The organism is Sphingobacterium tenebrionis, from assembly GCF_037126265.1.
Lineage (GTDB): Bacteria > Bacteroidota > Bacteroidia > Sphingobacteriales > Sphingobacteriaceae > Sphingobacterium > Sphingobacterium tenebrionis.
In genome coordinates, this window is the sequence record NZ_JAYLLN010000003.1 from 115,126 (window position 1) to 139,194 (window position 24,069).

Consider the following 24,069-nt stretch of genomic DNA (forward strand, 5'->3'; position numbering starts at 1 on the left):
AAAAATGAAACATGAATAAGCGAACCAAGATCTTGATCGTCGACGACGATCCCCGGAATATTTTTGCCCTTAGTTACGCCCTTAAGGTCAAGGGCTATGATGTGCTTAGCTGCACCACGGCCCAACAGGGGATGGAATTCCTCATCCAGACCCCCTCGATCGGAATCTTACTACTGGATATGATGATGCCTGAAATCGATGGTTTTGAAATGATGGAAATGATAAGGGAACAAGGGCTTGAACGGACCGTAGGGGTCATCGCGGTCACGGCACGTACCATGGCAGGAGATAGGCAACGGTGCCTTGATTCCGGTGTGGACGGTTTCGTTTCCAAACCCATCGACCTGGAGGTGTTGCTGGCAGAAATTGAAAGACTGCTCAGTACAGACGGCAAACAGGTAGAATGAGGTCCCAGGTTCAAGAAATCGATCGGTTCCTCGAGGAACTCTACCTGAAGTTCGGACTCGATTTCCGGGGTTATAGCAAGCCCTCGCTGTACAGGCGTGTTTCCAGGTTCCTCTCCGAGAATAAGTTATCCTCGGATCCCGCGGCGTGGATAGAGGTTTTTGAGAAGGACGGATTTCTAGATCGATTCCTGCAGCAGGTCACAGTAAACTATTCGGAAATGTTCAGGGATCCAAAATTCTACAGTGCCATAACCAAGGACATTATCCCTTATCTGGCCACTTTCCCGAGCGTACGCATATGGGTGCCCGGATGCGCCGCGGGTGAGGAGGCCTATTCTTTTGCCATCATGCTCAAGGAGGCAGGTATCTACCATAAATGCACCATCTATGCCACAGACATCGATCCCCACTGTCTTCAGATGGCCCGAAAAGCGATCTATCCCTTGGACATGTTAAGGACCTATTCGAGAAATTATCTTCTTGCAGGTGGGAAGGAGGATTTTTCGACCTATTATACCGCAAATTATGGTTATGCACAGTTCGATAAGTCCCTCTCAGAAAGAATAATCTTTGCTTCGCACAACCTGGTCTCAGAAAGTGCCTTTAATTCCTTTCAGCTGATATCCTGCCGCAACGTACTGATATATTTCGGAAGGGAGCTCCAGGAAATGGTACTTGATAATTTTAACAGAAACATAGAGGGATCCGGCTACCTGTGCCTTGGGTCCAGGGAAACAATCCAGTTTTCAGGTATAAAGAATCAGTATAAGCAGATTTCGGACCAGAAAATATATAAAAAAATATATCTTTGAAAGCTATGAAACAAAAAATTGCCTTGGTTTTTGAGGACGATCCTCATGTTCTGGAAATATATGAAATAGTCCTGGAGGGAATGGGATTTCATGTCAATAGCTCCATGACCTCCCACGATGTCCTGGAAAGAGTGGAAAAGTCACGACCGGACCTGATAATTATGGATAATTGGATCCCTGATATTGGAGGTGTCCAGGCCACGCAGCTTCTAAAACAGCACGATACGTATAATAAGATCCCCGTACTATATGTTTCTGCAAACACAGAGGTGGAATCACTTTCAAAAATGGCCAGGGCCGATGCCTACCTGGCCAAACCATTCAGTCTGGATGAGCTGGAGGGTCAGATTCTTGCAGTCCTGGAGGGATCCACCATCTGATATAGGCGTATCCTATTTCCGGCCCCATGCACGGGGGATCCGGATCCTTCGGACCTCAATCCAAAGAACCCCGCGCATTAGGGGTTTAGGAACAGGGCCGGTACATGTTCAAACATTTATTTTGTTTTCATGCCGGAATATGGCAAAAAAATGTTAGTTTAATCATCGGAATGCACATAATCCTTTTCCCGGAGAAAAAGGGTTAAATGGGACTTAGTGAACTTTTAGCAATGGTTGTTTGTAATTATATTGGTCGTGTCCCGATCGTGAATGGTTAATGGGGTTTTTATTGGACTGTGTATTGGAAACTGGCACTTCCAGGCACCTATCCGGTATGAATCCGTACAGATTTTTCTAATCTATTTTTGATGGAATTTAAGGACTTATGTGATTTTTTGGATGTACCCCTGGTGCTACTGAAGGTAAACGGGCCCGGAACAGTTATTCTCGATTGTAACCTGGCATATTCCGAGCATTCAGGGAAAACTTCTGAGGACCTGCATGGAAGGCCTTTCTTTGAGGTCTTCCCAGATAACCCCTTTTTGGATTTTGGGACTCCCTGGGCAAATATTTTTGATGGTATAGACGCTGCAGGGCCAGGAGTGGGTTATCTGGTCCACCGTTGGGAGCTCTCACCGGAACTCAAGGTGGAGTCCTTCCGTGTAAAGCATAAAATGGTAAGGTTACCTGAATATTCTGAACAGGTACTTCTGCGGGCCCTATATCCCATAAATACTTCGGGAATGGGCCACCTCCCATCCCATCCAACCTTTCCAATCCACCCTCTACCATGGAGCTATGATCCAAGTGACGGGAGATTTATCCTCTCACCTGAACTTCGTGCAGACCTGGGGATTCACCACGATGGAGATTTTCCAAAGGAGCTCTTCAAGGACCAAGGGGAAAGAGATGATTTCCATAAGAGGTTAGAGGCCTGTGTTTCCCAAGGTGTTCCATTACGTTTACTGTACTCCCGCCATGATGACGGAATGGGTCCAAGGATCTGGCTGATCTCAGGCTTTCAGGGATCCGGAAGTGCCCCAGGAATAGTACTAGGTGATTTTACAGAAATACCTGATGCTGGCATCCATGGCAAAAATGATCCGTTGGAGGAAGATCGACTCAGAAAAATGGTTTCCTCGATAGAGGCGATCATCTGGGAAGGGGATGTGGGTGATCTTAAGACAACCTATGTAAGCCCAAAGGTATTTGATATTTTGGGCTATACCCAGCAGGAATGGATGAGCTCAAGACGGAAATGGGAAGAGATCCTCCATCCCGAGGATAGGTCCAGTACGCTCCATCAATTGGAGGATAAATTGAAAGGCACAGGTAGATTTGATGCCGTATACAGGTTGGTCCATAAGAAAGGGCATTCCGTTTGGGTAAGAGACAATGTGGTACTTGTGCCTCAGGGAAACGGGAAACTCTACCTTCGGGGGGTTATGATCGATGTATCGGATTACGAGCGCTGGAATATCTTCAAAGAAATGGAGGGCCGGCTATTGGAATCGATTCCTTTGGAACATGATGGTTTTGTGGACGGCCTATCATATTTCCTGAAAGGTATGCAGGCCATATTTGAAGGAAAATCATTTCTTCTTGTAAGCCATTCGCACAGGGGAGATGTTTTGCTGGCCGGCCCCCAAAGCCTGATCAATGGGCCAAGTGCTCCAACATGTCGTCATCTGGTACTTCAGGAGCATGGGAAGCAGGGTATCCAGCTATTGGAATATCCATCCCTACCTGCCATGGGGGCTCAACATCTTTCAGAGCTATTTGATCGCTGTCTATCGGTGCTGGGACTGGTTCTTGGCCATCGGCAGAAGACCATCCAGGCAACAGAGCTCCTTGAACTCAACAGACAGGTCCAGCAGATGGCAAACTTCGGATTCTGGCAATGGGACCTGGCTTCAGGAAAGCTGGAATGGTCAGAGGAACTCTTCAGGATCCTTGAAAAAGATCCCCTTCAGTTCCATCCATCCAGCGAGAACTACATCCGAATGGTACACCCCCATGACCGCCGAAAGGTTACCAGGATATTTCAGCAGATCCAAAAGGATCTCAAGGAGTCCGTGTTCGAAACAAGGATTATAGTTCCGGATGGAAACGTCAAATATCTGAGATGCTGGGTCAAACGGGCCTTACATGGGACAATTCCGCAGGCAAGGCTCTTGGGCGGCTGTCTGGACATAACCAATATCCACCAGGTTGAGCTCCAGCGCGAGAACCTATTCCAGCATGTGCTGATGCAGATGAGAAAACTTGAAGAGAGTAAGGTAAAGTACTATGGTCTTTTTCAGCAGATCCCAATGGCTGTGCTGTTGGTCAGAAACAGCGATGGAAGGATTTTGGATGCAAACCAGGCTGCATTGGATGCCTATGGTTTTACGCATGGAGAGTTCCTCAAAAAGGATTTGGGTCAGCTTATCGTTCCCAAGGACAAGTATAACCAATCGGAAACAACCTTCATCAAGGATATGGTCGATATCCCCAATATTGCTATCCACAGGACCAGCTCAGAGGATAGGATAGTGGTGAAAATGGCCCATTCCAAGTCAAGTTCACCAAGTGATGGGGCAACCATAATCCTATTGGAGGATATCACGCAGAAAGTTGGCGACATGGTCGCCATACGTAAAAAAAATTCCGCATTAAGGAGGATTTCTTGGATACACTCCCATCTGGTCCGCGCTCCACTGAGCAGGATACTTGCAATCTCAAGGCTCCTTGAAGACTGGGGGCAGCAGGATCAGGACCTACAACATTACGGTCTGATGCTCGAAAAAATCAAGGATGCTGCACATGAGCTCGATGCGGTGATAAGGGAGGTAACAGAAAGTTCCCACCAAGAACTAAACACAAATGATAAAATAGATGGAGAGTAATAAAGAAGTGATCATAATTGATGATGACCAGGTTTTTCAACTGATCCTCAAGGTCCAGATATCCACGGTCGCCCCCGAGGTAGCCATCAGCGGTTTCATGAATGGAAAGCTGGCACTTGATCATCTTTTATCAAGGGACTTAAAGGAAATGAATGGGCTAATCCTTTTGGACCTCAACATGCCGGTGATGGATGGTTGGGAACTCCTGGACAAGCTCGGGCAGGAATTACCGAGGATCGGCGATCGGATGAAAATATATATTGTTTCTTCCTCCATAGATCCTCTGGACATAAAAAGGTCGAGGGAATATGACCTTGTCTCGGGATTCCTTTCCAAACCCCTGGAGGTGAAGGTACTTCAAAAGCTGCTGCTTGAATGATTCCAGGTACAAAAAGTAAGCTTGGATCTCATAGGTGCGGTTGGTCTGGAGAAAAGTAGGCCCATTGAGGAATTAGTGGGGCGATCTTCCATGGAAGTGCACGAACTGATCAGCATTTCCGTGTGTACCTAGAACAGTCCTGCCCCACTGGAACCGCAACGTTTTTTTTGAAAGGAGAGGGCTAAACCATTTGTCTTCTCCATGGACATTTTCAATGGTTCCCCATGGATGGGCAAACCTTGAAATCAACTGCAGGGGATCTTCTTTTTTCCGCTGCCGTTACCCACCAGGATGGTTCTTCCATCCACTAATTGCGTAACCTTTATGATGTTATCACCCTGTAGGGCAGTGTTCCATTTGAATGTATTGAATGTGTTCCCATTGAACAGCTCCAATTCATATAACGGTCCTCCGGAGACCTTGGAGCCGAACAGCGTTACTTCGCCTTTTTTTCCGATCACGACCTTTACCAGAGGATTTGAGGTGGTACCTTTCATATTATAGACAGCACCGATATTGTTGCCACCTTCGGAATTTATACCCTGATAGAGCGATCCGTCCTTGAACCTTATGTTCTGGGATGAAGATGCACCCCTCTCGAACTGAATTTCCCTAGCAGCAAGCCTTACGCCGTTCAGTTCCATATTGAAGGCATTATCGAGTTCGGTTATATCGAAAACAAATCCGTAATCAGCACCCGGGGCGATAATGGTCCTGGAAATAGTTTCCCCCCTTGCGTAGAAAACGTTGTCCTTCCATATGCCCGAAACACCTCCGTAAAAGGATTCTGGATAGTTCCAGTTCATTCCCTGGACACTACCGACATTTTCCGTACAGGTCTTGAAATTCAGTTTTAGGGTATAGCTTACCCCTGGGGTGATCCTGATTTTTGGTATGGAGAAGTTGGTCTTTGTCTCGTCATCGATCGTTATGGTACCGAAATTTAGGACCCCAGTGGTTGTGGCCGGTGAGATCAGGAAACTTGGAGTACTTGTCATAGTCCTTGATCCTAGTTGCGATGTGGGGAAAACAACCGGACAGCCAGTCTGTTTTTCCATCAAATAATCAAATGAGTCGCCAGTGAAACTATAGGTCGCATATTCATATGCCGGTTTAATGGAACTGTTAGAAATATTGTTGAATGTTCCCACGGTCGTCGGATCTGCTGTCAGTTGTGTTGTGATCGAACTGTACCTGTGTTTAAGGATTATGCTCAGAAGGTTCACCCCGACATTCAAGCGGACCTGCTTTGTAAAGGTCATCAGATCACCAGCAACCTTGGAAAGCTTTACGGTGGAGAGTTTTTGCTTATCAATGATCGTTGGTAGGGTATTGGTTGAATTTATGGAAAAAGCAAGGAAGGTATAAGTTTTCTCACTGTCCAACAGTAGGGGCGCCACACTACCTTCAGCACCGTAGTTATAGTTCCTCTCGGTGACATAGTTCCCCTGGTCATCATAGACCAGGACGGAGTAGGCGATATTATTGCCCAAAGGCTTTCTTTTGATAGCAGCCCGCGAATCTGCCTTCAGGGAATTTTGTTTGGTCTTCAAGGGGCCCTTGTCCTGAGTCCAGGAATATTCAACCAAAGTATGATCCGAATAATTTATCGATCCTGAAGACTGCCTGATGGGCGCCGAAGATATTTTTTCCGGATTTTTGGTCAAATAATCCTCCTCTGACTCGTCAAGGGAAGATATCGTGACCTCGACCTTCGCCTGATTACCTTCGGCTAGGTCCTGATTCTCCTGTTTACATGAGTGGAGGATACCAACAAAGAAAATAACCAATAAATTTAACAATAGATTTCTAGGGGTCTTCATCATCTTATCTATTAAGTTACCAATCAATCGAGCGGCTTGGCTCTTCTTCCTCTTCCCATTCCTCAATAATCTGGTTGTTCGGGTTATGTGGCCTAACTGTTGCTGAACCAGCACAGATCCCTGATTCCAGCTCTATCTCAAGAACTGTTATCATTGGTGCAATGTAACTCATGATGGTGATGTTTTATTTAGTAGTGTAATTCTGAGGACAAATCTATGTGATAGAATCTTATTGAAAGAAGAGGGTTTAAGTTTATATAAATTTTGTAGAGGTAATTCGACCGACCATTGCTTATCGTGAATATATTTGTTGTTCTAACATCTAAAAAAGTTGTATAAATTAATTGTTGGTTTGTTCTGGACTTCACAACAGGACCTATCAGCGAATTTTGCCAATGCGTGAACATGTGGTACGATGGGAAAGTTCCTCTGTCAACCAGACGGAATTTGAAGCTCTGGATCCTCATTCGGAATATAATGGAAATTAACAACCAGGTGTTTTGTCATCTCCTTCGCTCCTCAGGCAATCGAACAGGTCGTTCCAATTTCCCATGAAGATTTTCACTTGCTGTGCTGCACCTGTGAAAGTAAAGTCCAGTAGCAAAAAGTGTTACAGCGCAGAAGCCATTATCATCCGGTACTATAGATTTGATAATACTGGTCTTTGTTTACGTAATTGTGGTATCGATAATAATTCCACATGGGGTCTATGTCAGAAATTTGGTAAAGGAGAGGACCTGGGATCCATTTTGCACAAAAAATAAGTCCCTCAAGGGAATCATTCTAAGGGTGTTCCCAGGCTAATTATCGGTAAGGATCTTAATATCGATCTGCGTCCCGTTCGCATCGGACCTTAAGCGTATTTCCCCATTGAGTTTTTCTACACGCCTCTTCATCGACTTTAGGCCATAACCTTCAGCCCTATCGTTCGAAAGACCAATGCCGTTATCTTCAACGATCATGTGGATGGATCGGGAGTCTGCGGTGATAGAAAAATTCACTGAGCTGCCCTGGCTATGCTTGGCGCAATTATGGAAAGCTTCCTTGAGTATCAATAGCATGTTGTACCTAACCTCTGCATATATACTGGATCCAGGATCTTGTAGGTTGGATTCAGCTTTAAATAAAATAGGGGTCCGCTCGAAATATTCCCTTCCATATCTAATGCAATATTCCTCGAAATTCTTCAGATTATCGTTTTGCGGGTTTATTGACCATAGCATTTCTCGGATGGACTTATTCATATGGTCGGCAATGTTGATTAGGGCGTCCAGGTCATCGTGGTTTAGGGTATTTGAACCTTGTTTCTTAAGGATTTCAGATTGTAGTTTTATAGCAGACAGGCCCGCTCCAAGTTCATCGTGCATGTCAAATGCAATGCGCTCCCTCTCAAGGTTCAGGGAGTTCTCTTTTTCCTTCTTTTCTGTCTCCACCAGGTACTCCAATCTTTCTATTTCATTCTTCTGTTCACTCTCTTTGGTAATTATGGCCAAAAAGAAGAAGCAGAAACAGATTATGATCTCAGTTTGGAACAGTAGGTATCCGGAAATATAGCGGTGGAGGCCGAATAACTGATCACCTGTATATATCAGCACCGCACAGGTGATGACGGTAAGAAGGCCATATAGGATGTACAGGTAATATCCGGTCCTTTTTTTCCAAACATAAGATATCATCACTGCTATTATATACAGATCTACAAACGAATATAAGGATCTATAGATAGAATTGATGGATGAAAAAAGGACGGAACCTGATATTAAAAGCCTCGAAATCAACCCTATGCTAATGAAGATCATCCCGGATATCAGACTAATCCTAACAAATTTACTTCGCCGTATATCCAGGAAAGATAGGATAAATGCATAGAAAAATATTACCACTGCTTTTCTGGAGATACGGATCCAGGTATAATCCCCGTTCACAATCTCCAGGCGAAGTATTAAATTTGTGGTAAAGGAAAGGCTGAGCAGGGCCAGGAACAGATAATATTTATTGTTCTGTTCATAAAAGTATTTGAAGATCAGATACAACATAAAACAGATGTTGAATCCAATATTCAATAGACTGAAAATAGTTTCGTTCAACATGTTTTTCCGCTAGTCGTACTTCCGTAAAAAGTTGATTGCTTCCACCTTATTTTTTACGCCCAGTTTTTTGTAGATGTTACTGATATGTTTTTTAATCGTTTCTACCGAAACATGCTTGTTATGGGCGATCTCCTTATAGGGTTGTCCTTTGGCCATCATTTCCAATACCATTAGCTCAGTAGGGGAAAGATCGGGTATACGATTCTGTTTTTCAGACTGTTTCCTGAAGAAGTTGAGGACTTTTTGTGCGATGGTTCTACTCATCGGTACACCGCCGTTATATGCCTCGTGGATAGCTTTGGTGATGTTTTCCAGACTTTCCCCTTTTACCAGATACCCTACGGCTCCCGCGCGTAGCGATTCAAAGACTCTCTCTTCCTCCTCAAAGCTTGTAATGACCACAAAAGTGCTCTCAGGCATTTTTTCCTTCAAAAGCCTGATCAGATCGCTGCCTAAATAATCCTTTAGGTGGAGATCCATCAAAACTAAGTCCGGCCGCACCGATGGTAATTGAACAAGTGCATCCGCTCCTGAATATATCTGGGCAACACAGTTGAATTCCTTGTGCAGGTCCAACACTCTCTTAAGGGTGTGGTTATAGAATTTTTCATCCTCTACAATGGCGATAGATATCATGTTGGTCATTTTAGCAAATATTGGGAAATTGATATTATTTACCAATAACTATTTTTCGTTATGGTACCTCCCCTGATCCTATTCCAATCCCATGAGCCTCATGCCCCACGGACGTTTTTATTGCCTAATTGTACTGGTTGGAAATGATAATCCTTTTGAAAAAGTGGGATTCAGGAAGATTCTTCCATCAGTTTGAATCACTGAGGTATTCAGACCGGAATGACCGATGAGGCGTCTTCCGATTTCTATGGGACCTGAGTATGACAAAGGTCGGGTATGCGATATGCTACCTGTGTGATTTGGGAGGAAGGGATGACCGATGTTAATGGTACTGTTCCTAAGGAAGAGTTAACGGAAATGGAGGAGGGGGACGCTCAGCTGATAGCGTTCCTTAAAAAGAAGTATGTTTGGTAAAGTTCATATCCGATCGTTCCATGCCATTCCCCCCAAGCAGGAAAACCAGTTATAACAAATCTAAAGGGTGAGTGGTTCACCTGCGGATTGGATTGGCCTGGAACGCGTGGTACGGACCTACCTAAAAGTAGGAAACATTTGTCTGTAGGATCTTACCGGTGGAAGGGGCACTTTCCTTAACGACCTTTCCATCAATGATGATCTGTGCTTTTAGCGTGGAACCATCATCAGGTCCTGTGCCATTGGCTGAGGCCATAGGTGTTTTGGTAGATACGCCCACCTCACTGGTCCATTCACTGCCAAAGGAACCTGTCTTTGAAACGGGTGTGTCACCATCATAATAGACGATCGTGGTGATATTCACACCTGCAGAACCAATGATCTTGTACTGAACCTTCCTTTCCACCTGATCATCTGATGGACCATCGTCCTTGCTACAGGATGAGAAGAAGATCGGAAGAACCAATAGGATCAGGGATAATAGTTTAAAGTTTTTCATAAATTATTTTTATATGTCCCGATAATCAGCAAATATGGAGCCAGATTCTTCAGTGGCAAAAAATCGATCCCTTGATTTATTCTGATCCTTCCAATAGGTAACGGCCATGGAAACAACCGGTATAAGGATCAAATAATGGGATGGTAACTGATATCCTCCTTTAACCGAAACCATGCCCTGCAAAACTGATGGGGATAGCCGGTTAGCTACATTTTCAACAACTCGTGACGGATAACTTGTCCATTATCAGACATATGTCTTATTTTTGCTGCATATTTTTCGCCAATATAATTCGTTGGTACGCCCATCCGGGCATAGTTAGATGTGATGTCCATCCCCCCTCCCCGGTGGGATGGACTTATTTTTTAGTCACATGGCCAACCATACATTTGAGGCACAGGGGAAAAAGAATTAATGTCCTATTGTGGAATTTTCAGCATTGAAGGACAGTTCCTTAATAATCAGCCGCCGGTAAGGCAGGGAGCTGGGCAGATGTCCAGTTCAGGTCCCTGACACATTTGATATTGGCCCCACGGTTCTTAGCCATACTGGATAAACTGAAGTTCCCTGAGGTAGAACCGCTTGAAACGATACTTAACATATATGCATTGGTGCTACTGGACTGGTCCCCGGACCAATAATAGCCATAGGCTGTGCCAGAGGAGGAGATATTATATCCGGTGACCGCATAGCTGTTCACGTTCCTATATCCATATAAAGGGAACGAGAGCCTGTTTTCGGGATCGTAAGGGTTATCCGAACCAGAGAAGTCAAACCTTAACAAACGTATGGTCTCCCTTCCTCCATAATGGCGGAATTGTCGTGATGAATGCGATGAGAGCCTATTGATGTCTGTGTTTGTTGGCATCTTCCATCTACCGGCAGGATATACCAATGCACAGGGATCGTTCGTTCCCGAACTTGCCGCAGTTGCGCCCGATGATAAGGCCCGCCAGTTCAGATATTCACCTTTTGCCTCACTGGTGGACCCCGAAGCCACTATCCTGTAGGCATTGGATGCGGCATGGAAACGCATCCTATATTCCGCAGAGGGGGTTCCGCTGCCCTTTACATATAGGTTTCCCCTTGCCCATTCGGTCCGGGAAGTACCAGATCCTATTGTTTTGGGCGTCATTATCAATGTTATGGTGACCCTATAACGCTTATTGTGCTGTGGTGTGAACGGTGTGGCCACCGTGAACTCGCGATTTGTGAATACAATGGGATCCCCCCATTCCGGATAGAGATCTCCTCGCAGGGTCAAAGTGGAAATGTTCACCTTAAAGTTCGAGATCTGGTTCTGGGCATCTACAGTGTAGAAATTCGTTCTTCTTACCTGGTCGGAAAGAGCAGCATTATGGTTCACAAAATCCGAATTGGAGCGGTTGACCAAGGGTGCGTTTGAATAGGAAACAAAATTTCCTGTCCTTAGGTTCAGGACACCGTTCTTCAACTGTCCCGCTGTCATATTGCTTACCTGTATATCACCTATCGTTCCGAACATTCCCCTGGCATCCACAACCAGTTCTATTATCGCGGACTTTTCCTTGAACAGGATGTTCAGTTTGTTGTTGTAATTCAGCGTATTACTTGTTGTAATTGTTCCCGACGCGTACAGCAGTCCCGAATTGCCAGAAAGCGAAATATTCGGGTTGGCATCATCGAAGTTCCCTGTAAAGGGTACGGAATTGTTGTAAGAATATGCAAACCAGGTGTATACGCGATTCCGGAAGGCCCCGGAAAAAGTGAAGGCTGTTCCAGAGGTTGCGTTCAGTGTAGCGACCTGTGTACCTCCTTCGTAGAGTACGACCCGGTAGGTCCTGCCGATCGGCATGTCGGTGCTCGAAAGTTTAACTCCGTGTTCACCAGTTGACCTGGATCCTATGGCGGATAGGACTTTTTTGCTCGTCTGGGCATTGGTCGGGACTTCGCTCAGGCTCACCACCGCATCACAGAATTCATTGAACGGTTCCTGCTTCTGGTATAGGATACTTTGTGGGGAATGAGAGGCCGCATGGATTTTGGAAATCTGCTCCCTGTTCACATCTACGACCTGTGTCCCGTTGTCGATCCCACTTATCTCAAAAGTGATGGAAGTCCCATCCCCTTGCTGGCCAGCAGTCCCGTCCGGATCATTTTCTTTGCTACAGGAACAACAAAAAAAGAAAAGGCAATATATTAATATCAGGTGTTGTTTCATATATTTCTACTTATCCGGTTAAAGGTCAATGGAATTGTTGTACCCATCATCTGTGGTCCAGTCATCGATTTCTGGTTGGTAATTGGAATTGGATCCTCCAGGGGTAATCGAGGCCGATCCGGCGGCAATGCCATTTTCCATTCTGATATAGACAACCGAAACTTCCGGCGAGATGTATTTCTTTTTATTGCCCATGATGTACTCTGCTTTTAAACAAAAGGATTAAACTTTTAATTGCCACAAAACTAGGCTTTTCAATTGTTTTTGGACGTCAACAGATGTGCTGGACATGGTGAAAATAAAAATTTGTAAAGGTATTACTACGGGAATGCGGACTCAATCCCTGCCAATAGAATGCTGAGGTACAAAATCATGCAACAAAATTGGATATTGCGGAAAGGGATACCCTACCCCCTCCAGAGATTAGGTAGGATCCCCTGAAATTGGGAAAGGTGAGATCGAGGTTGGTCCTATCAAGTGTCCTGAATTCTGAGGCAGTGGATAAATATTTGGGACTTTTTGATGGATATAATAAAATTGGAATACCCATTCCGATAGCCGCTTGAACAATTCTCTATGATGAGGAATTGGCTGCAAGGACCGCTCATTCCCTGAAACCCGAGTCCTGGTTGGGTACCTCAATATTAACCAAGCATATTTTTTTAATCCTTTCAGCCTCCTGGAAAAAAGGGGGCTATGTTAAGATCAGGTATACCAAAGCTTCCGGTCCATACCATCATGAGCGGTCGGATGCTTGATAGAGTCAGCGGACAGATCGTCCAGTTGATTCAAAGTCGGCACTTTTATGGTCAACGATGGGTGGTATGCTGGTCGTCTGATTTGAGAGACGGGATCAGTACACATTTGTCCCTACGCAAGGAGGTTTCGGAATTCGTTCGTAACTGTCCGTTCGGAGAGGCTGGGAGAGGTATAGGGCTCAGGAGGCACCCGATTATTTGGGATTGACAAAAATAATCAATAGATTGTGGGCTTATTAATAGTTTGTGTAACGCCCGCAGGACGAATATGGATTGCGGGCATTCATTTGATGGCCTTCTCAATGGTTACAAATATCCGTGAATTCCCCCATCATGATCACCCATGTGTTATTCCCAATCCCATTTTCCGGGATGTTATTTAAATGGTTCGCCGGAGCGATTCCCCATCGTTCCAAGAATGTCCATCTGAAGTTTGTTGTGGGAGCGAAATTCATCCAAAGACCCGCCATTCTCCCACCGGGGTATATTTCTGTGGTGCCAATCCACCCGATGGTTCTTGATCCCAGCCCAAAGATCATTTCCTGTGTTGTAAAGCAGGAAAAAAACATTAACTTTAATCTATAAATTTGTGATAAGTATTCCCGGGATTAAATAATAGGGGAAGATTTATATCCATCGACCTAACCTAAATTTCAGCAATGTCAAACACATTCCCAAAAATCCTGTTCGTTATTTTACATGTTCTTCATTTTGTATTCTTTCCTATCGGATCAATTGCCAGCCCCGGAACCTCTCCGGTATATTTAGGTGATCCCTTTGTGCTGCTCTACGATGGAACCTATTATGCCTACGGAACATCAAGTGCTGACGGTATCAGGGTGTATACTTCCGATGATCTAGAGACCTGGAAAGAGCCAACGCGTAAACTTGCATTAAATAAAGCGGATGTTTGGGGGGAAAAATGGTTCTGGGCTCCGGAAGTGCATTTCCATAAGGGTAAGTTCTATATGTTCTATACTGCTGAAGAGCACATCTGTGTCGCCACATCCGATAGCCCGTTGGGACCTTTTACACAAAAGGAAAAAAAGCCGATGATAGCCGATGAGAAATGTATAGACAATTCGCTGTTCATCGATGAAGGTAGGCCATATATGCTGTACGACAGATTCAATGATGGGCTGAACATATGGATTGCGGAGCTCGAACCCGACCTTTTACATATTAAGAAAGGAACGGAAAAACCGGTCATCCAGGTATCCCAGGATTGGGAAAAGGTATGGCCCAGGGTAAACGAAGGCGCTTTTGTCATTAAAAACCATGGGAAATACTATCTCACCTATTCCGCTAATAGTTATGAAAGCCCGTTCTATGGGATAGGTTTCGCCACCTCCGATAAGATCACTGGACCTTGGAAAAAATACGATGCCAATCCTATCTTCCAAAAGCCTAAAGACCTAGTTGGGGTGGGGCATTCTGCAACTTTCATCGATAAAAACGGAAAGCCAAGGATCGTTTTCCATTCCCATCACGATCAGGAAAGGATCCATCCCAGGATCATGCATATCGGTGAGGTGTATTTTGAAGAGGAAAAGGGCGAACAGGTCATGCGGGTCAAGCCAGACTTCTCAACCCCTACTTTAATTAGGAAGGACCCCACCTTCAAGAATCCGGTTTTCCAACCTGTTCTGGCCGATCCATCCGTTATAAAGGATCCAAAAACCGGATTATACTATGCCTATGGAACCCAGGATAATTGGGATGATGGCAAGGGATCTAGGTTAGTGCCCATTCTGGAATCAAAGGATATGGTGAATTGGAAATATGTTGGCTCTGCCTTTCAGACCAAGCCAACCTGGAAAAATGCCGGGGGCATATGGGCTCCGGATATCAATTACGTGGACGGAAAATATTACTTATATTATTCCTTTTCTACTTGGGGCGATCCAGACCCTGGAGTGGGTCTGGCCATTTCCGATTCTCCAAAAGGGCCTTTTATCGATCAAGGGAAATTGTTCAGTAGCAAGGGTATTGATGTACCCAATTCCATCGATCCATTTTATCATGAAGATCAAGGAAAGAAATATCTCTTCTGGGGATCGTTCAATGATGGGCCGAAACAGGGAACCTTTGCTGTAGAATTGGATAAGGATGGTAAAACTCTCAAGAATACAGAAAAGGTCAAGATCGCCGCCGGTGATTTTGAAGCGGTAACCATTTATAAAAAGGGCGAATATTATTATTTTTTGGGTTCTAAAGGCTCTTGTTGCGAAGGAGCAAACAGCAAATACCATGTTTTGGTAGGTCGTTCCAAACAGCTATTAGGTCCCTATGTTGATCAACAGGGACGAGATCTTAGAGAGCGTGGCCATGGCACCCTTATCCTTCAAGGGACTCCGGAAATTGCCGGGCCGGGCCATACCTCTGGAATCATTGCGGATGACCAGGGAAAGGAATGGATCTATTACCACGGCATAGACAAAAAACACGGAAAACTGCCCAACAATACTTCGCGTAGGATGCTTTTTTTGGATGAGGTCAACTGGAACAATGGCTGGCCAATTATCGGAGCTGGGAAGGCCAATCTGAACGATATTCCGATGCCTACTGTACGGCCGACAAACCGCCAGCCAGAAACCTTGCCCGGAAATCCATTAAAAGTGGCATTGGGTGATCCCTACATCATTTATGATGATACCTCCGACAGATATTATCTTTATGGAACCGGTGGAACAAAAAACGGATTTGTTGCTTATTCCTCCAGTGATCTAAAGGATTGGAAAAAGGAAGGGGTAATATATACCAACATTCAGGAGAAAGCTTGGGGAACCAAGGATTTTTGGGCACCTGAAGTCTATAAATGGAATGATAAATTCTACCTCTTCTATTCGGCACATTGGAAGAACAACCCCAATAACGAACTGGAGAACTATAAAATAGGGGTGGCGGTTTCCGACAAGCCGACCGGACCATTTGTGGATATGACCGGAGAACCACTTTTCGACCCAGGATATCCCATCATCGATGCCAATGTTTTTGTGGAGGAAAGTGGAAAAATGTACCTCTATTATTCCCGATGTTGTTACAAACATCCCGTGGAATCTGAAATTTCCCAATGGGCAAAACAACAGGGCATCTTTTCGGAGATCGAGGAGAGTTGGGTTTATGGGGTAGAATTAAAACCTGACCTGAGTGGGGTGATCGGGGAACCTGAAATGCTTTTGAGACCACCACTGAAAATGGACGATGTACAGGCAGAATGGGAAAGCCGATCGGTAAACAACAAGGAAGTCAACCGCCGTTGGACTGAAGGATCCTACCTGATAAAGCAGCAGGACACCTATTATATGATGTATTCTGCGAACTTTTATGCCGGAAAATATTATGCGGTAGGCTATGCGACCTCCAAAAATCCATTGGGACCGTTCAAAAAATCCAAGCATAATCCGGTATTGGAGAAGAACACCGAAAAGGGTGGAGATGTGACAGGAACCGGGCACAATTCCATCCTGGTAGGAAGAGGAGGGAAAATGTATTGTGTTTACCATGGAAGGACTACACAGAGCGGGCAGGATAGGGTCGTTTTTATCGATGAAATGGAAATTGATAAAAAAGGTGTGTTAAAAGTACACGGACCAACCACGAAATAAGGATTGATTAGTATATTAGACCCACCTAAATATTAATAAACCGGTCCATGTTTGCAATAAACGACATACCCCATACCCGTATCAATCTCCTTACAGGAGAGAAAATATTGGTTTCTCCGCATCGCAGTAAGCGTCCTTGGCAGGGACAAGTGGAAGATCTAGCCAGCGATAACCGTCCTGCCTACGATCCTAAATGCTATTTATGCCCTGGGAATAACCGTGCAGATGGCGATCATAATCCCCAGTACAAAGCACCATTCGTTTTTGTGAATGATTTCTCTGCCCTGCTGAAAGATAGTCGGCAAGGGGAGATCAATGTTTCTGATCTATTACTGGCAGAAACGGCAAGAGGGATCTGTAAGGTGATCGCTTTTTCGCCAAGACATGATCTGACCCTTCCTGAAATGACTGTAGAGGACCTGAAGTTGGTGGTAGAAGTTTGGAAAGGAGAATTTCAGGAATTGGCCTCGCATGAATGGATAAAATACATCCAGATTTTTGAAAATAAGGGGGCGATCATGGGATGTAGCAACCCGCATCCACACGGACAGATATGGGCACAGAATTCCGTTCCAGTAGAGGTCGAAAAGGAAGAACAAAGACAAGTGGAATATTTTGACACACATGGGCGTAGTCTGCTATCGGCCTATTTGGAAGTAGAGCTTCAGGAAAAGGTCAGAATATTGATCGATGCTGAACATTTTGTGGCGTTAGTTCCGTTCTGGGCATCCTGGCCATACGAGACCATGATCATCAGCAAACGTCATGTGCAGGACATTCGTGATTTTTCGGAGCTAGAATGTGAGGACCTGGCCAAGGTACTGAAGGAACTGACCACCAAATACGATAATATATTTGAAACATCCTTTCCATATTCCGCAGGGATGCATCAGGCACCTGTGAATAGTGGGGATCAGGGTTTCTGGCATTGGCACATGCACTTCTATCCGCCTTTATTGCGTTCTGCCACAGTTAAAAAATTCATGGTAGGGTACGAAATGTTGGCCAATCCACAACGTGATATCACACCAGAAACGGCCGCAGAGACCATCAGGAATCAATCAAACATACATTATAAAGAAAGAAAAGTTTAATGGATAGAAAAGAGATCAGTGACCGTTTTAAGGAGGTTTATGCTGTTGATCCGGATTTGGTCGTCAAATCACCGGGGCGGATAAATATTATTGGGGAACATACCGATTACAATGAAGGGTTTGTACTCCCTACTGCAATTGATAAGGCGGTTTATGTAGGATTGGGCAAACGTGATGATGAGGAGGTACTTCTATACGCAGCAGGTTTCAACGAATCTTTTCAGATTGATCTAGCCGACGTGGAACCGACGGATAAGGGTTGGCCAAATTATATATTGGGCGTGGTGAACCAATTGAAGGAAAGGAATAAGGCCATTTCAGGGTTCAATCTATATATTGATGGAGATGTACCTGTTGGAGCTGGACTATCCTCCTCCGCAGCGGTAGAATGTGCTGTTGGATTTGGGCTGAACAGCCTATTCGACCTGGACCTGGATCGGGTGGATATTGCGAAGATCGGTCAGTTGGCAGAACATACATTCGCAGGAGTGAAATGTGGCATCATGGACCAGTTCGCATCTGTACTGAGCAAGGAAGGATATGTGCTTAAGTTGGACTGTCGGGATTTATCCTACGAATATGTTCCATTGGAATTGGGTGATTATGAGCTCGTGCTGCTCAATACGAACGTTAAGCATTCTTTAGCAACTTCTGCTTATAATGATCGTCGTCAATCCTGTGAGAAAGCGGTTTCATTGATCCAAGAGGTCTATCCGCAGGTTAAAAGTTTAAGGGATGCGACCATAGATATGTTGAACGAGACGGTGAAGGATATCGATAAGGCAGCCTATACCAAAGGGAAGTTTGTGATAGAGGAGAATATCCGTCTTCAGCAGGCCTGTGATGCCCTAGTAAGTGGAAATATAGCAGAACTGGGCAGACAGATGTTTTTGGCGCATGATGCGTTGAGCAATGAATATGAGGTGAGTTGCAGGCAATTGGACTTTCTGGTGGAAAATGCCAAATCCCATCCACAGGTTGTTGGTGCCAGGATGATGGGGGGCGGATTTGGAGGCTGTACCATCAACATCGTAAAAAGGGGATATGGCCAAGCCTTGGTGGATGCGCTGGCTCCGACTTATGGGGAAGTATTCGGTTTGGAACTGACCCCCATTTTTGTGGAAACCAGAAATGGTTCAGAATTAGTATATTAGAATTCAATTATAAACTTAAAATGAAAAGAAATATAGCTAACCTCTTCCTGGGTGGCGCGCTGATAGGCCTGATGTCCTGTCAGCAACCACAGAAGCAAACTGCCGAAAACCCATCCGACACGTTACATACTATCCTTGATTCAGCATCCTTTGGTTCGAAGGTAGCTGGTAAAGATGTAAAGTTATACACCCTGAAAAATGCTTCGGGTTCTACGGCTTATCTGACCAATTTTGGCGCTCGTTTGGTAGGACTTATGGTTCCGGACAAGCATGGTACCTTAACCGATGTTGTGCTTGGTTTTGATAAGGCAAGTAGTTATAATAACCCTGCCGAACCCTATTTTGGGCCGATCGTAGGTCCATTTGGAAACCGAATCGCCAAAGGGAAGTTTACCCTGGATGGAGAGACCTTCACTACACCGACAAATAATGGCCCGAATACCTTACATGGCGGAAAAAAAGGCCTGCACTTTGCCAATTGGGAAGTAAAGGAAGCCAATGCTAAAATGGTCACCTTTACCTATACCCTTCCTGATAGACACGAAGGTTTCCCCGGGAATATTAGCATGGAGGTAACATACAGCTGGAGTGATAACAATGAATTGACAATTCATTATCAAGCGACCTCGGATAAGAAAACAGTGATCAATCTAACCAATCATGCTTACTTTAATTTGAATGGGGAGGGTAGCGGTACCATCCTGGACCATCAATTGAAGGTCTTTGCGGATAAATATACGCCTGTAGATAGTACTTTGATCCCAACCGGAGAATTGGCCCCTGTGAAAGGAACGCCATTTGATTTTACGGTTAGCAAAACCATCGGAAAGGATATCGAACAGGACAATCAACAGTTGAAGTTCGGGAAGGGATATGACCATAATTTTGTGTTGAATGAGACCAAGGTCGATGGGCTTAACCACGCAGTAACCCTAACTGGTGATAGAACAGGAATTGTCATGGAGATCTATACCCAAGAGCCCGGCATACAGTTCTATTCCGGAAATTTCATGGGCAATAAGGTGACCTTGAAAAACGGAAAAACGGATAGCTTCCGTACAGGACTATGTTTAGAACCACAGCATTTTCCTGACTCACCGAACCAACCTAATTTCCCTTCCACCGTTCTAAACCCTGGAGATACCTATTCTACCAAATCAATCTATAAATTCAGTACAACCAAATAGTATGGAAACCAAAGACTATATCGTATTCCTCTGTTATTTTGTCATCGTTGCAGGATACGGACTTTACATTTATTACAAAAAGAAATCAGCCTCTGGTGATTCAAAGGATTATTTTTTAGCCGAGGGTTCATTGACCTGGTGGGCAATCGGGGCTTCCCTGATCGCGTCGAATATTTCTGCAGAGCAGTTCATCGGTATGAGCGGTTCCGGTTTCAAGATCGGACTGGCCATAGCGACCTATGAATGGATGGCAGCAGCTACCTTGATCGTTGTAGCAGTATTCTTCTTGCCGGTATACCTCAAGAACAAGATATTTACCATGCCGCAGTTCCTCAATGTCCGGTACAATGGTACTGTTTCCATGATCATGGCGGTTTTTTGGTTATTATTGTACATTGTGGTGAACTTGACCTCCATATTATTCTTAGGGGCATTGGCCGTTTCTTCCATCTCCGGATTGGATTTCCAGATGTGTATGATTGGCCTTGCTGTTTTTGCCATTATCATTACATTGGGCGGAATGAAGGTAATCGGTTATACGGATGTGATACAGGTTTTCTTCCTGATCCTTGGTGGTTTGGCAACAACCTATCTCGCCTTGGATCTTGTGTCTACCCACTTTGGCGGTAACGGCATCCTGGATGGATTCAACCTTGTCCATGAAAAGGCAAATGATCATTTCCATATGATCCTGGAGCCGGACAATCCAAATTATATCGATCTACCGGGTTTGAGCGTGTTGATCGGGGGTATGTGGGTCATCAACCTAAGTTATTGGGGCTGTAACCAATATATAACTCAGCGTGCACTTGGCGCTGATCTTGGAACGGCCAGAAATGGCCTTCTGTTCGCTGCGGTACTTAAATTATTAATGCCATTGATCGTCGTGTTGCCAGGTATTGCAGCTTATGTTCTTTACCAGGATGGTAAATTCCAACAGGAGATGTTGGCAGGTGGAGAATTGAACCCTGACCGCGCCTATCCCGTACTGTTGAGCTTATTGCCTACAGGATTGAAAGGATTGTCTTTTGCTGCACTTACTGCTGCGGTGGTCGCATCTTTGGCAGGTAAGGCCAATTCCGTAGCTACGATATTTTCGCTGGATATCTATCAGAAGATTTTCGATAAAAATGCATCTGAAAGGAAATTGGTGAACGTGGGTAAAATTACCATTGTGGTTTCCATGGTCTTAGCGATCATCATTGCACCACACTTGGGAATCGATAAAAAAGGCGGTTTCCAATATATTCAGGAGTATACCGGATTTGTGTCACCAGGAATTTTTGCGATGTTCCTTTTAGGGTTTTTCTGGAAGAAAACAACCTCCAATGCTGCCCTATTCGCTACCATTGGTGGTTTTTTGATGTCCATCGTATTGAAATTCCTTCCGAAGTTCATGGATCTTTCATTCCTGGCATCCACAGGATTCTCTGTACCCTTGAACGGAGTATATGAGATTCCATTTATCGATCGTGTAGGATTTGTGTTTATTTTCTGTTTGATCGGGATGTATTTTATCTCTTTATTTGATAATAAGAGAGGCATCGTGCCGAAAGGACTCGAGGTGGATTCTACCATGTTCAAAACCAAAACGGGTTTTGCTGTTGGGGCTTTGATCGTGTTGGGTATTACTGCTGCATTGTACACTGTTTTCTGGTAAGTGCTGTCAATAAATGGAATTTTTTTATTGCTGTTTTAAGAGCTGGGACCATGATCGATGATTGGGAAAAGGGCATGCCATTTGACTGACCGACCTATTTTATATCTTTGCCTGGAGAGGAAAATTGTTAGGATCGATTTTTTGGTCAAAACATTGACTGAATTTTAATCGTTGCACTCGATGGAAAGAACGTACTGAGATAAAAGATTACCTACGGATTAGTGACATAGGCTGGTTGTTTATTTAAGGATTTCCCTGTTCTGTTCGATCAGAACAGGATGTCCATGTCCGTGCTGCTACTCGGTTTAATATCATTTAATTTTCGCTCCAGGTCTAAAACTTCCTAAATTTAACAATTCGAGGGAAGATTTTATTTCTAATCTTTAAATTGAAATATGAATAGAAAAGCTGGCATCACCTTATTATTGATAATTGCCCTATTGGTGTTGATATTCATTGTGGGTTTTAATTTTGGCTATAAACTAATGTCCATACTAAGGTAATGGGTCCCGATAACATATAATAGTTAATTTCAGCATTATGGATAAGGAGGATAAAATACTAAGGATATGTTTGATCATCGTGTTCATAATGAGCACAATAATCGGTTATTATCTCTATAACAGGTTGTTCAGGTAATTTCCTGTATTTGGATTAACAAAATTATGGAGTGGGCATCCTGATCTTCAATAATAATTTTTTCTTTTCTTTAGGATCTTCCTTTAGGGTCTTTTTTATAAAATTCTCGGCTTCTTGCAGTGAATAGTTCTCTTTAAACCAGAGGGCATGTCTGAAAATAAACGCGGTGAGGTCAAAATTTGATTTCGTTTCCATTTCGTTTTTATAAATTGAACACGGTCATTTTGGAACAAGTTCAGTTTTTTTAAATAATACGTACAAATACCACTTATAATAGCATATCCTAAATAACGCCGCCTCTCGAGGAAACGTCTAATTCCAATTGGACATTTGCCCCTTGGAAAGTAATCTATCCGATTTTTTTGATGATATGAGCCCCTGAGGATATAAAGTGACCTACTTCATTTACAGAAGCATAGAACTTTATTGGTTTGAATTGGAACCAGACCTCCCATTTGGAAATGGGTACCTCTACCAAAGAACAAAATCAAAGGAAGGGTTAATAGGATATCCAACGATGAATCTTACTTTTCCGATGATCAAAAAATATCCAGATCAATAAATGGTAATCCTAAGGGGCAGGATATCCATATATGGATAATACTAACCGTTCTCGATTTCAATATTAAGAATAGAAGAGATCTGGTTAAAATAGAGAAAGTTTGGAAATCGTAAATACGAAATTTGGCTACAAAAATATTTTCCTTTGTTCAAACAGGGGTGTTCTATAATATAAAATGATAAATTTGATTTGGTTACAAACATTACAATTTACTTTCAATCAAACCCACCATCATTTGAAGGTGGGTTTATTTTTTGTCCGTTTCCATTAAGTAACGATTTGTAGGTCATCTTCGACAAAAAAGGGTCTTATTTGTCAAAAGGTTCAGCAGCTTGACAGATCTGGATCTTATATCAATTATGCTTTTAAATCACCATAGCTCGAGAGGTTCTTTTTTAGTAGTTTCCTTGCGGTACGGATCCGGGTTTTTACAGTCCCTTCAGGCACATTCAGATGTTCGGCTATCTCATAATACCTAAATCCTTCAAAATGCATGAGGAAAGGAGTAAGGAACTTTTCTGGGACCGTTTCCATAACCTTTTGAAAATCCTCCATGAAGAATCTGTTTTCACTTTTGTTGTTTGTTAATCTTAGTTCGGGATCATTTTCAGGATTAGCGTTTTTTATAAAATTATTCATTAAATTCTGTTTCCTGCAATCGTTCAAAAAACAGCTTCTCATTATTGTATATACCCAGCCTAGAAGATTAGATCCTTTTGAATAATTTTTATGATATCTCAGGACCCTCATCAGGGTGTGCTGCAAAAGATCTTGAGCATCAGTTTCATCCTTGGTAAACCTTTTGGCGTACTGCAATAGAGTCTGCGAATGAACCAGCACTTCTTTTATTATAAAATCATTGTTCATGGTTAAAACTAT

The 24,069-nt window shown here is 43.8% G+C and carries 22 protein-coding genes; 11 read left to right on the forward strand and 11 right to left on the reverse strand.

The window, feature by feature from the left end; all coding sequences use genetic code 11:
- Positions 1 to 11 precede the first annotated feature (11 nt).
- The 5 genes from VJ786_RS02540 (at position 12) to VJ786_RS02560 (ending at position 4,866) form a co-directional block, all read left to right on the forward strand.
- Positions 12 to 407, forward strand: coding sequence for a response regulator (locus VJ786_RS02540; RefSeq protein WP_134778111.1), 396 nt, complete (start codon positions 12 to 14; stop codon positions 405 to 407).
- Positions 404 to 1,219: a CheR family methyltransferase gene (locus VJ786_RS02545; protein ID WP_134778110.1), complete on the forward strand. Its 816-nt coding sequence runs from the start codon at positions 404 to 406 to the stop codon at positions 1,217 to 1,219. Before VJ786_RS02540 ends, VJ786_RS02545 begins: the two co-directional genes overlap by 4 nt.
- Before the next feature lie 5 nt (positions 1,220 to 1,224).
- Positions 1,225 to 1,599 carry a response regulator gene (locus VJ786_RS02550; protein ID WP_134778109.1) on the forward strand — a complete coding sequence of 125 codons (375 nt, stop codon included), beginning with the start codon at positions 1,225 to 1,227 and terminating at the stop codon, positions 1,597 to 1,599.
- A 368-nt stretch (positions 1,600 to 1,967) separates the two neighbouring features.
- Positions 1,968 to 4,487 (forward strand): PAS domain-containing protein, encoded by a 2,520-nt coding sequence (locus VJ786_RS02555; RefSeq protein ID WP_336557211.1) that lies wholly within the window; start codon positions 1,968 to 1,970, stop codon positions 4,485 to 4,487.
- Complete coding sequence (locus VJ786_RS02560) at positions 4,477 to 4,866, forward strand: response regulator (RefSeq protein WP_336557212.1); 390 nt, start codon at positions 4,477 to 4,479, stop codon at positions 4,864 to 4,866. The genes VJ786_RS02555 and VJ786_RS02560 overlap by 11 nt, the downstream gene beginning before the upstream one ends.
- Positions 4,867 to 5,111: 245 nt before the next feature.
- On the opposite strand, the gene VJ786_RS02565 is transcribed toward VJ786_RS02560, so the two are convergent.
- From VJ786_RS02565 to VJ786_RS02605, 9 genes are all read right to left on the reverse strand, one after another.
- On the reverse strand, positions 5,112 to 6,692 hold the full coding sequence (locus VJ786_RS02565) for a hypothetical protein (protein ID WP_134778106.1): 1,581 nt from the start codon (positions 6,690 to 6,692) through the stop codon (positions 5,112 to 5,114).
- A 13-nt stretch (positions 6,693 to 6,705) separates the two neighbouring features.
- Positions 6,706 to 6,843, reverse strand: a complete 138-nt coding sequence (locus tag VJ786_RS02570) for a hypothetical protein (RefSeq protein WP_336557213.1) — start codon at positions 6,841 to 6,843, stop codon at positions 6,706 to 6,708.
- Between the two features lie 646 nt (positions 6,844 to 7,489).
- On the reverse strand, positions 7,490 to 8,779 hold the full coding sequence (locus VJ786_RS02575; RefSeq protein ID WP_134778105.1) for a sensor histidine kinase: 1,290 nt from the start codon (positions 8,777 to 8,779) through the stop codon (positions 7,490 to 7,492).
- A 9-nt stretch (positions 8,780 to 8,788) separates the two neighbouring features.
- The gene (locus VJ786_RS02580) at positions 8,789 to 9,424 is read right to left on the reverse strand and encodes a response regulator (RefSeq protein WP_336557214.1); all 636 of its coding nucleotides are present in this window, start codon (positions 9,422 to 9,424) and stop codon (positions 8,789 to 8,791) included.
- A gap of 526 nt (positions 9,425 to 9,950) precedes the next feature.
- A complete protein-coding gene (locus VJ786_RS02585) occupies positions 9,951 to 10,328 on the reverse strand; it encodes an MmpS family transport accessory protein (protein ID WP_134778103.1) in 378 nt (125 codons plus the stop codon).
- A gap of 9 nt (positions 10,329 to 10,337) precedes the next feature.
- Positions 10,338 to 10,502 carry a hypothetical protein gene (locus tag VJ786_RS02590; RefSeq protein ID WP_167554337.1) on the reverse strand — a complete coding sequence of 55 codons (165 nt, stop codon included), beginning with the start codon at positions 10,500 to 10,502 and terminating at the stop codon, positions 10,338 to 10,340.
- Positions 10,503 to 10,534: 32 nt separating this feature from the next.
- The gene (locus tag VJ786_RS02595) at positions 10,535 to 10,663 is read right to left on the reverse strand and encodes a hypothetical protein (RefSeq protein WP_336557215.1); all 129 of its coding nucleotides are present in this window, start codon (positions 10,661 to 10,663) and stop codon (positions 10,535 to 10,537) included.
- Positions 10,664 to 10,782: 119 nt separating this feature from the next.
- Positions 10,783 to 12,528: a fibrobacter succinogenes major paralogous domain-containing protein gene (locus VJ786_RS02600; protein ID WP_134778102.1), complete on the reverse strand. Its 1,746-nt coding sequence runs from the start codon at positions 12,526 to 12,528 to the stop codon at positions 10,783 to 10,785.
- Positions 12,529 to 12,546: 18 nt separating this feature from the next.
- Positions 12,547 to 12,723 (reverse strand): hypothetical protein, encoded by a 177-nt coding sequence (locus VJ786_RS02605; protein WP_167554336.1) that lies wholly within the window; start codon positions 12,721 to 12,723, stop codon positions 12,547 to 12,549.
- A gap of 881 nt (positions 12,724 to 13,604) precedes the next feature.
- On the opposite strand from VJ786_RS02605, the gene VJ786_RS02610 reads away from it, so the two are divergent.
- The 6 genes from VJ786_RS02610 to VJ786_RS02635 all read left to right on the forward strand — a co-directional run bounded on the left by VJ786_RS02610 (position 13,605) and on the right by VJ786_RS02635 (position 21,989).
- Entirely contained in the window at positions 13,605 to 13,871 is a 267-nt protein-coding gene (locus VJ786_RS02610) for a hypothetical protein (RefSeq protein ID WP_134778101.1), read from the forward strand.
- Positions 13,872 to 13,945: 74 nt separating this feature from the next.
- Positions 13,946 to 16,894 carry a family 43 glycosylhydrolase gene (locus VJ786_RS02615; protein WP_336557216.1) on the forward strand — a complete coding sequence of 983 codons (2,949 nt, stop codon included), beginning with the start codon at positions 13,946 to 13,948 and terminating at the stop codon, positions 16,892 to 16,894.
- Positions 16,895 to 16,941: 47 nt separating this feature from the next.
- Positions 16,942 to 17,988 (forward strand): UDP-glucose--hexose-1-phosphate uridylyltransferase, encoded by a 1,047-nt coding sequence (locus VJ786_RS02620; RefSeq protein WP_134778100.1) that lies wholly within the window; start codon positions 16,942 to 16,944, stop codon positions 17,986 to 17,988.
- On the forward strand, positions 17,988 to 19,142 hold the full coding sequence (gene galK / locus VJ786_RS02625; protein ID WP_336557217.1) for a galactokinase: 1,155 nt from the start codon (positions 17,988 to 17,990) through the stop codon (positions 19,140 to 19,142). Before VJ786_RS02620 ends, galK begins: the two co-directional genes overlap by 1 nt.
- A gap of 20 nt (positions 19,143 to 19,162) precedes the next feature.
- Positions 19,163 to 20,329: an aldose epimerase family protein gene (locus VJ786_RS02630; RefSeq protein ID WP_336557218.1), complete on the forward strand. Its 1,167-nt coding sequence runs from the start codon at positions 19,163 to 19,165 to the stop codon at positions 20,327 to 20,329.
- A gap of 1 nt (position 20,330) precedes the next feature.
- Positions 20,331 to 21,989, forward strand: coding sequence for a sodium/sugar symporter (locus tag VJ786_RS02635; protein ID WP_336557219.1), 1,659 nt, complete (start codon positions 20,331 to 20,333; stop codon positions 21,987 to 21,989).
- Between the two features lie 663 nt (positions 21,990 to 22,652).
- Here VJ786_RS02635 and VJ786_RS02640 read toward each other — a convergent pair.
- Together VJ786_RS02640 and VJ786_RS02645 are read right to left on the reverse strand one after the other, a co-directional pair.
- Positions 22,653 to 22,823: a hypothetical protein gene (locus VJ786_RS02640; RefSeq protein ID WP_167554334.1), complete on the reverse strand. Its 171-nt coding sequence runs from the start codon at positions 22,821 to 22,823 to the stop codon at positions 22,653 to 22,655.
- 724 nt (positions 22,824 to 23,547) lie between these two features.
- Positions 23,548 to 24,057: an RNA polymerase sigma factor gene (locus VJ786_RS02645; protein WP_336557220.1), complete on the reverse strand. Its 510-nt coding sequence runs from the start codon at positions 24,055 to 24,057 to the stop codon at positions 23,548 to 23,550.
- Positions 24,058 to 24,069: the final 12 nt, after the last annotated feature.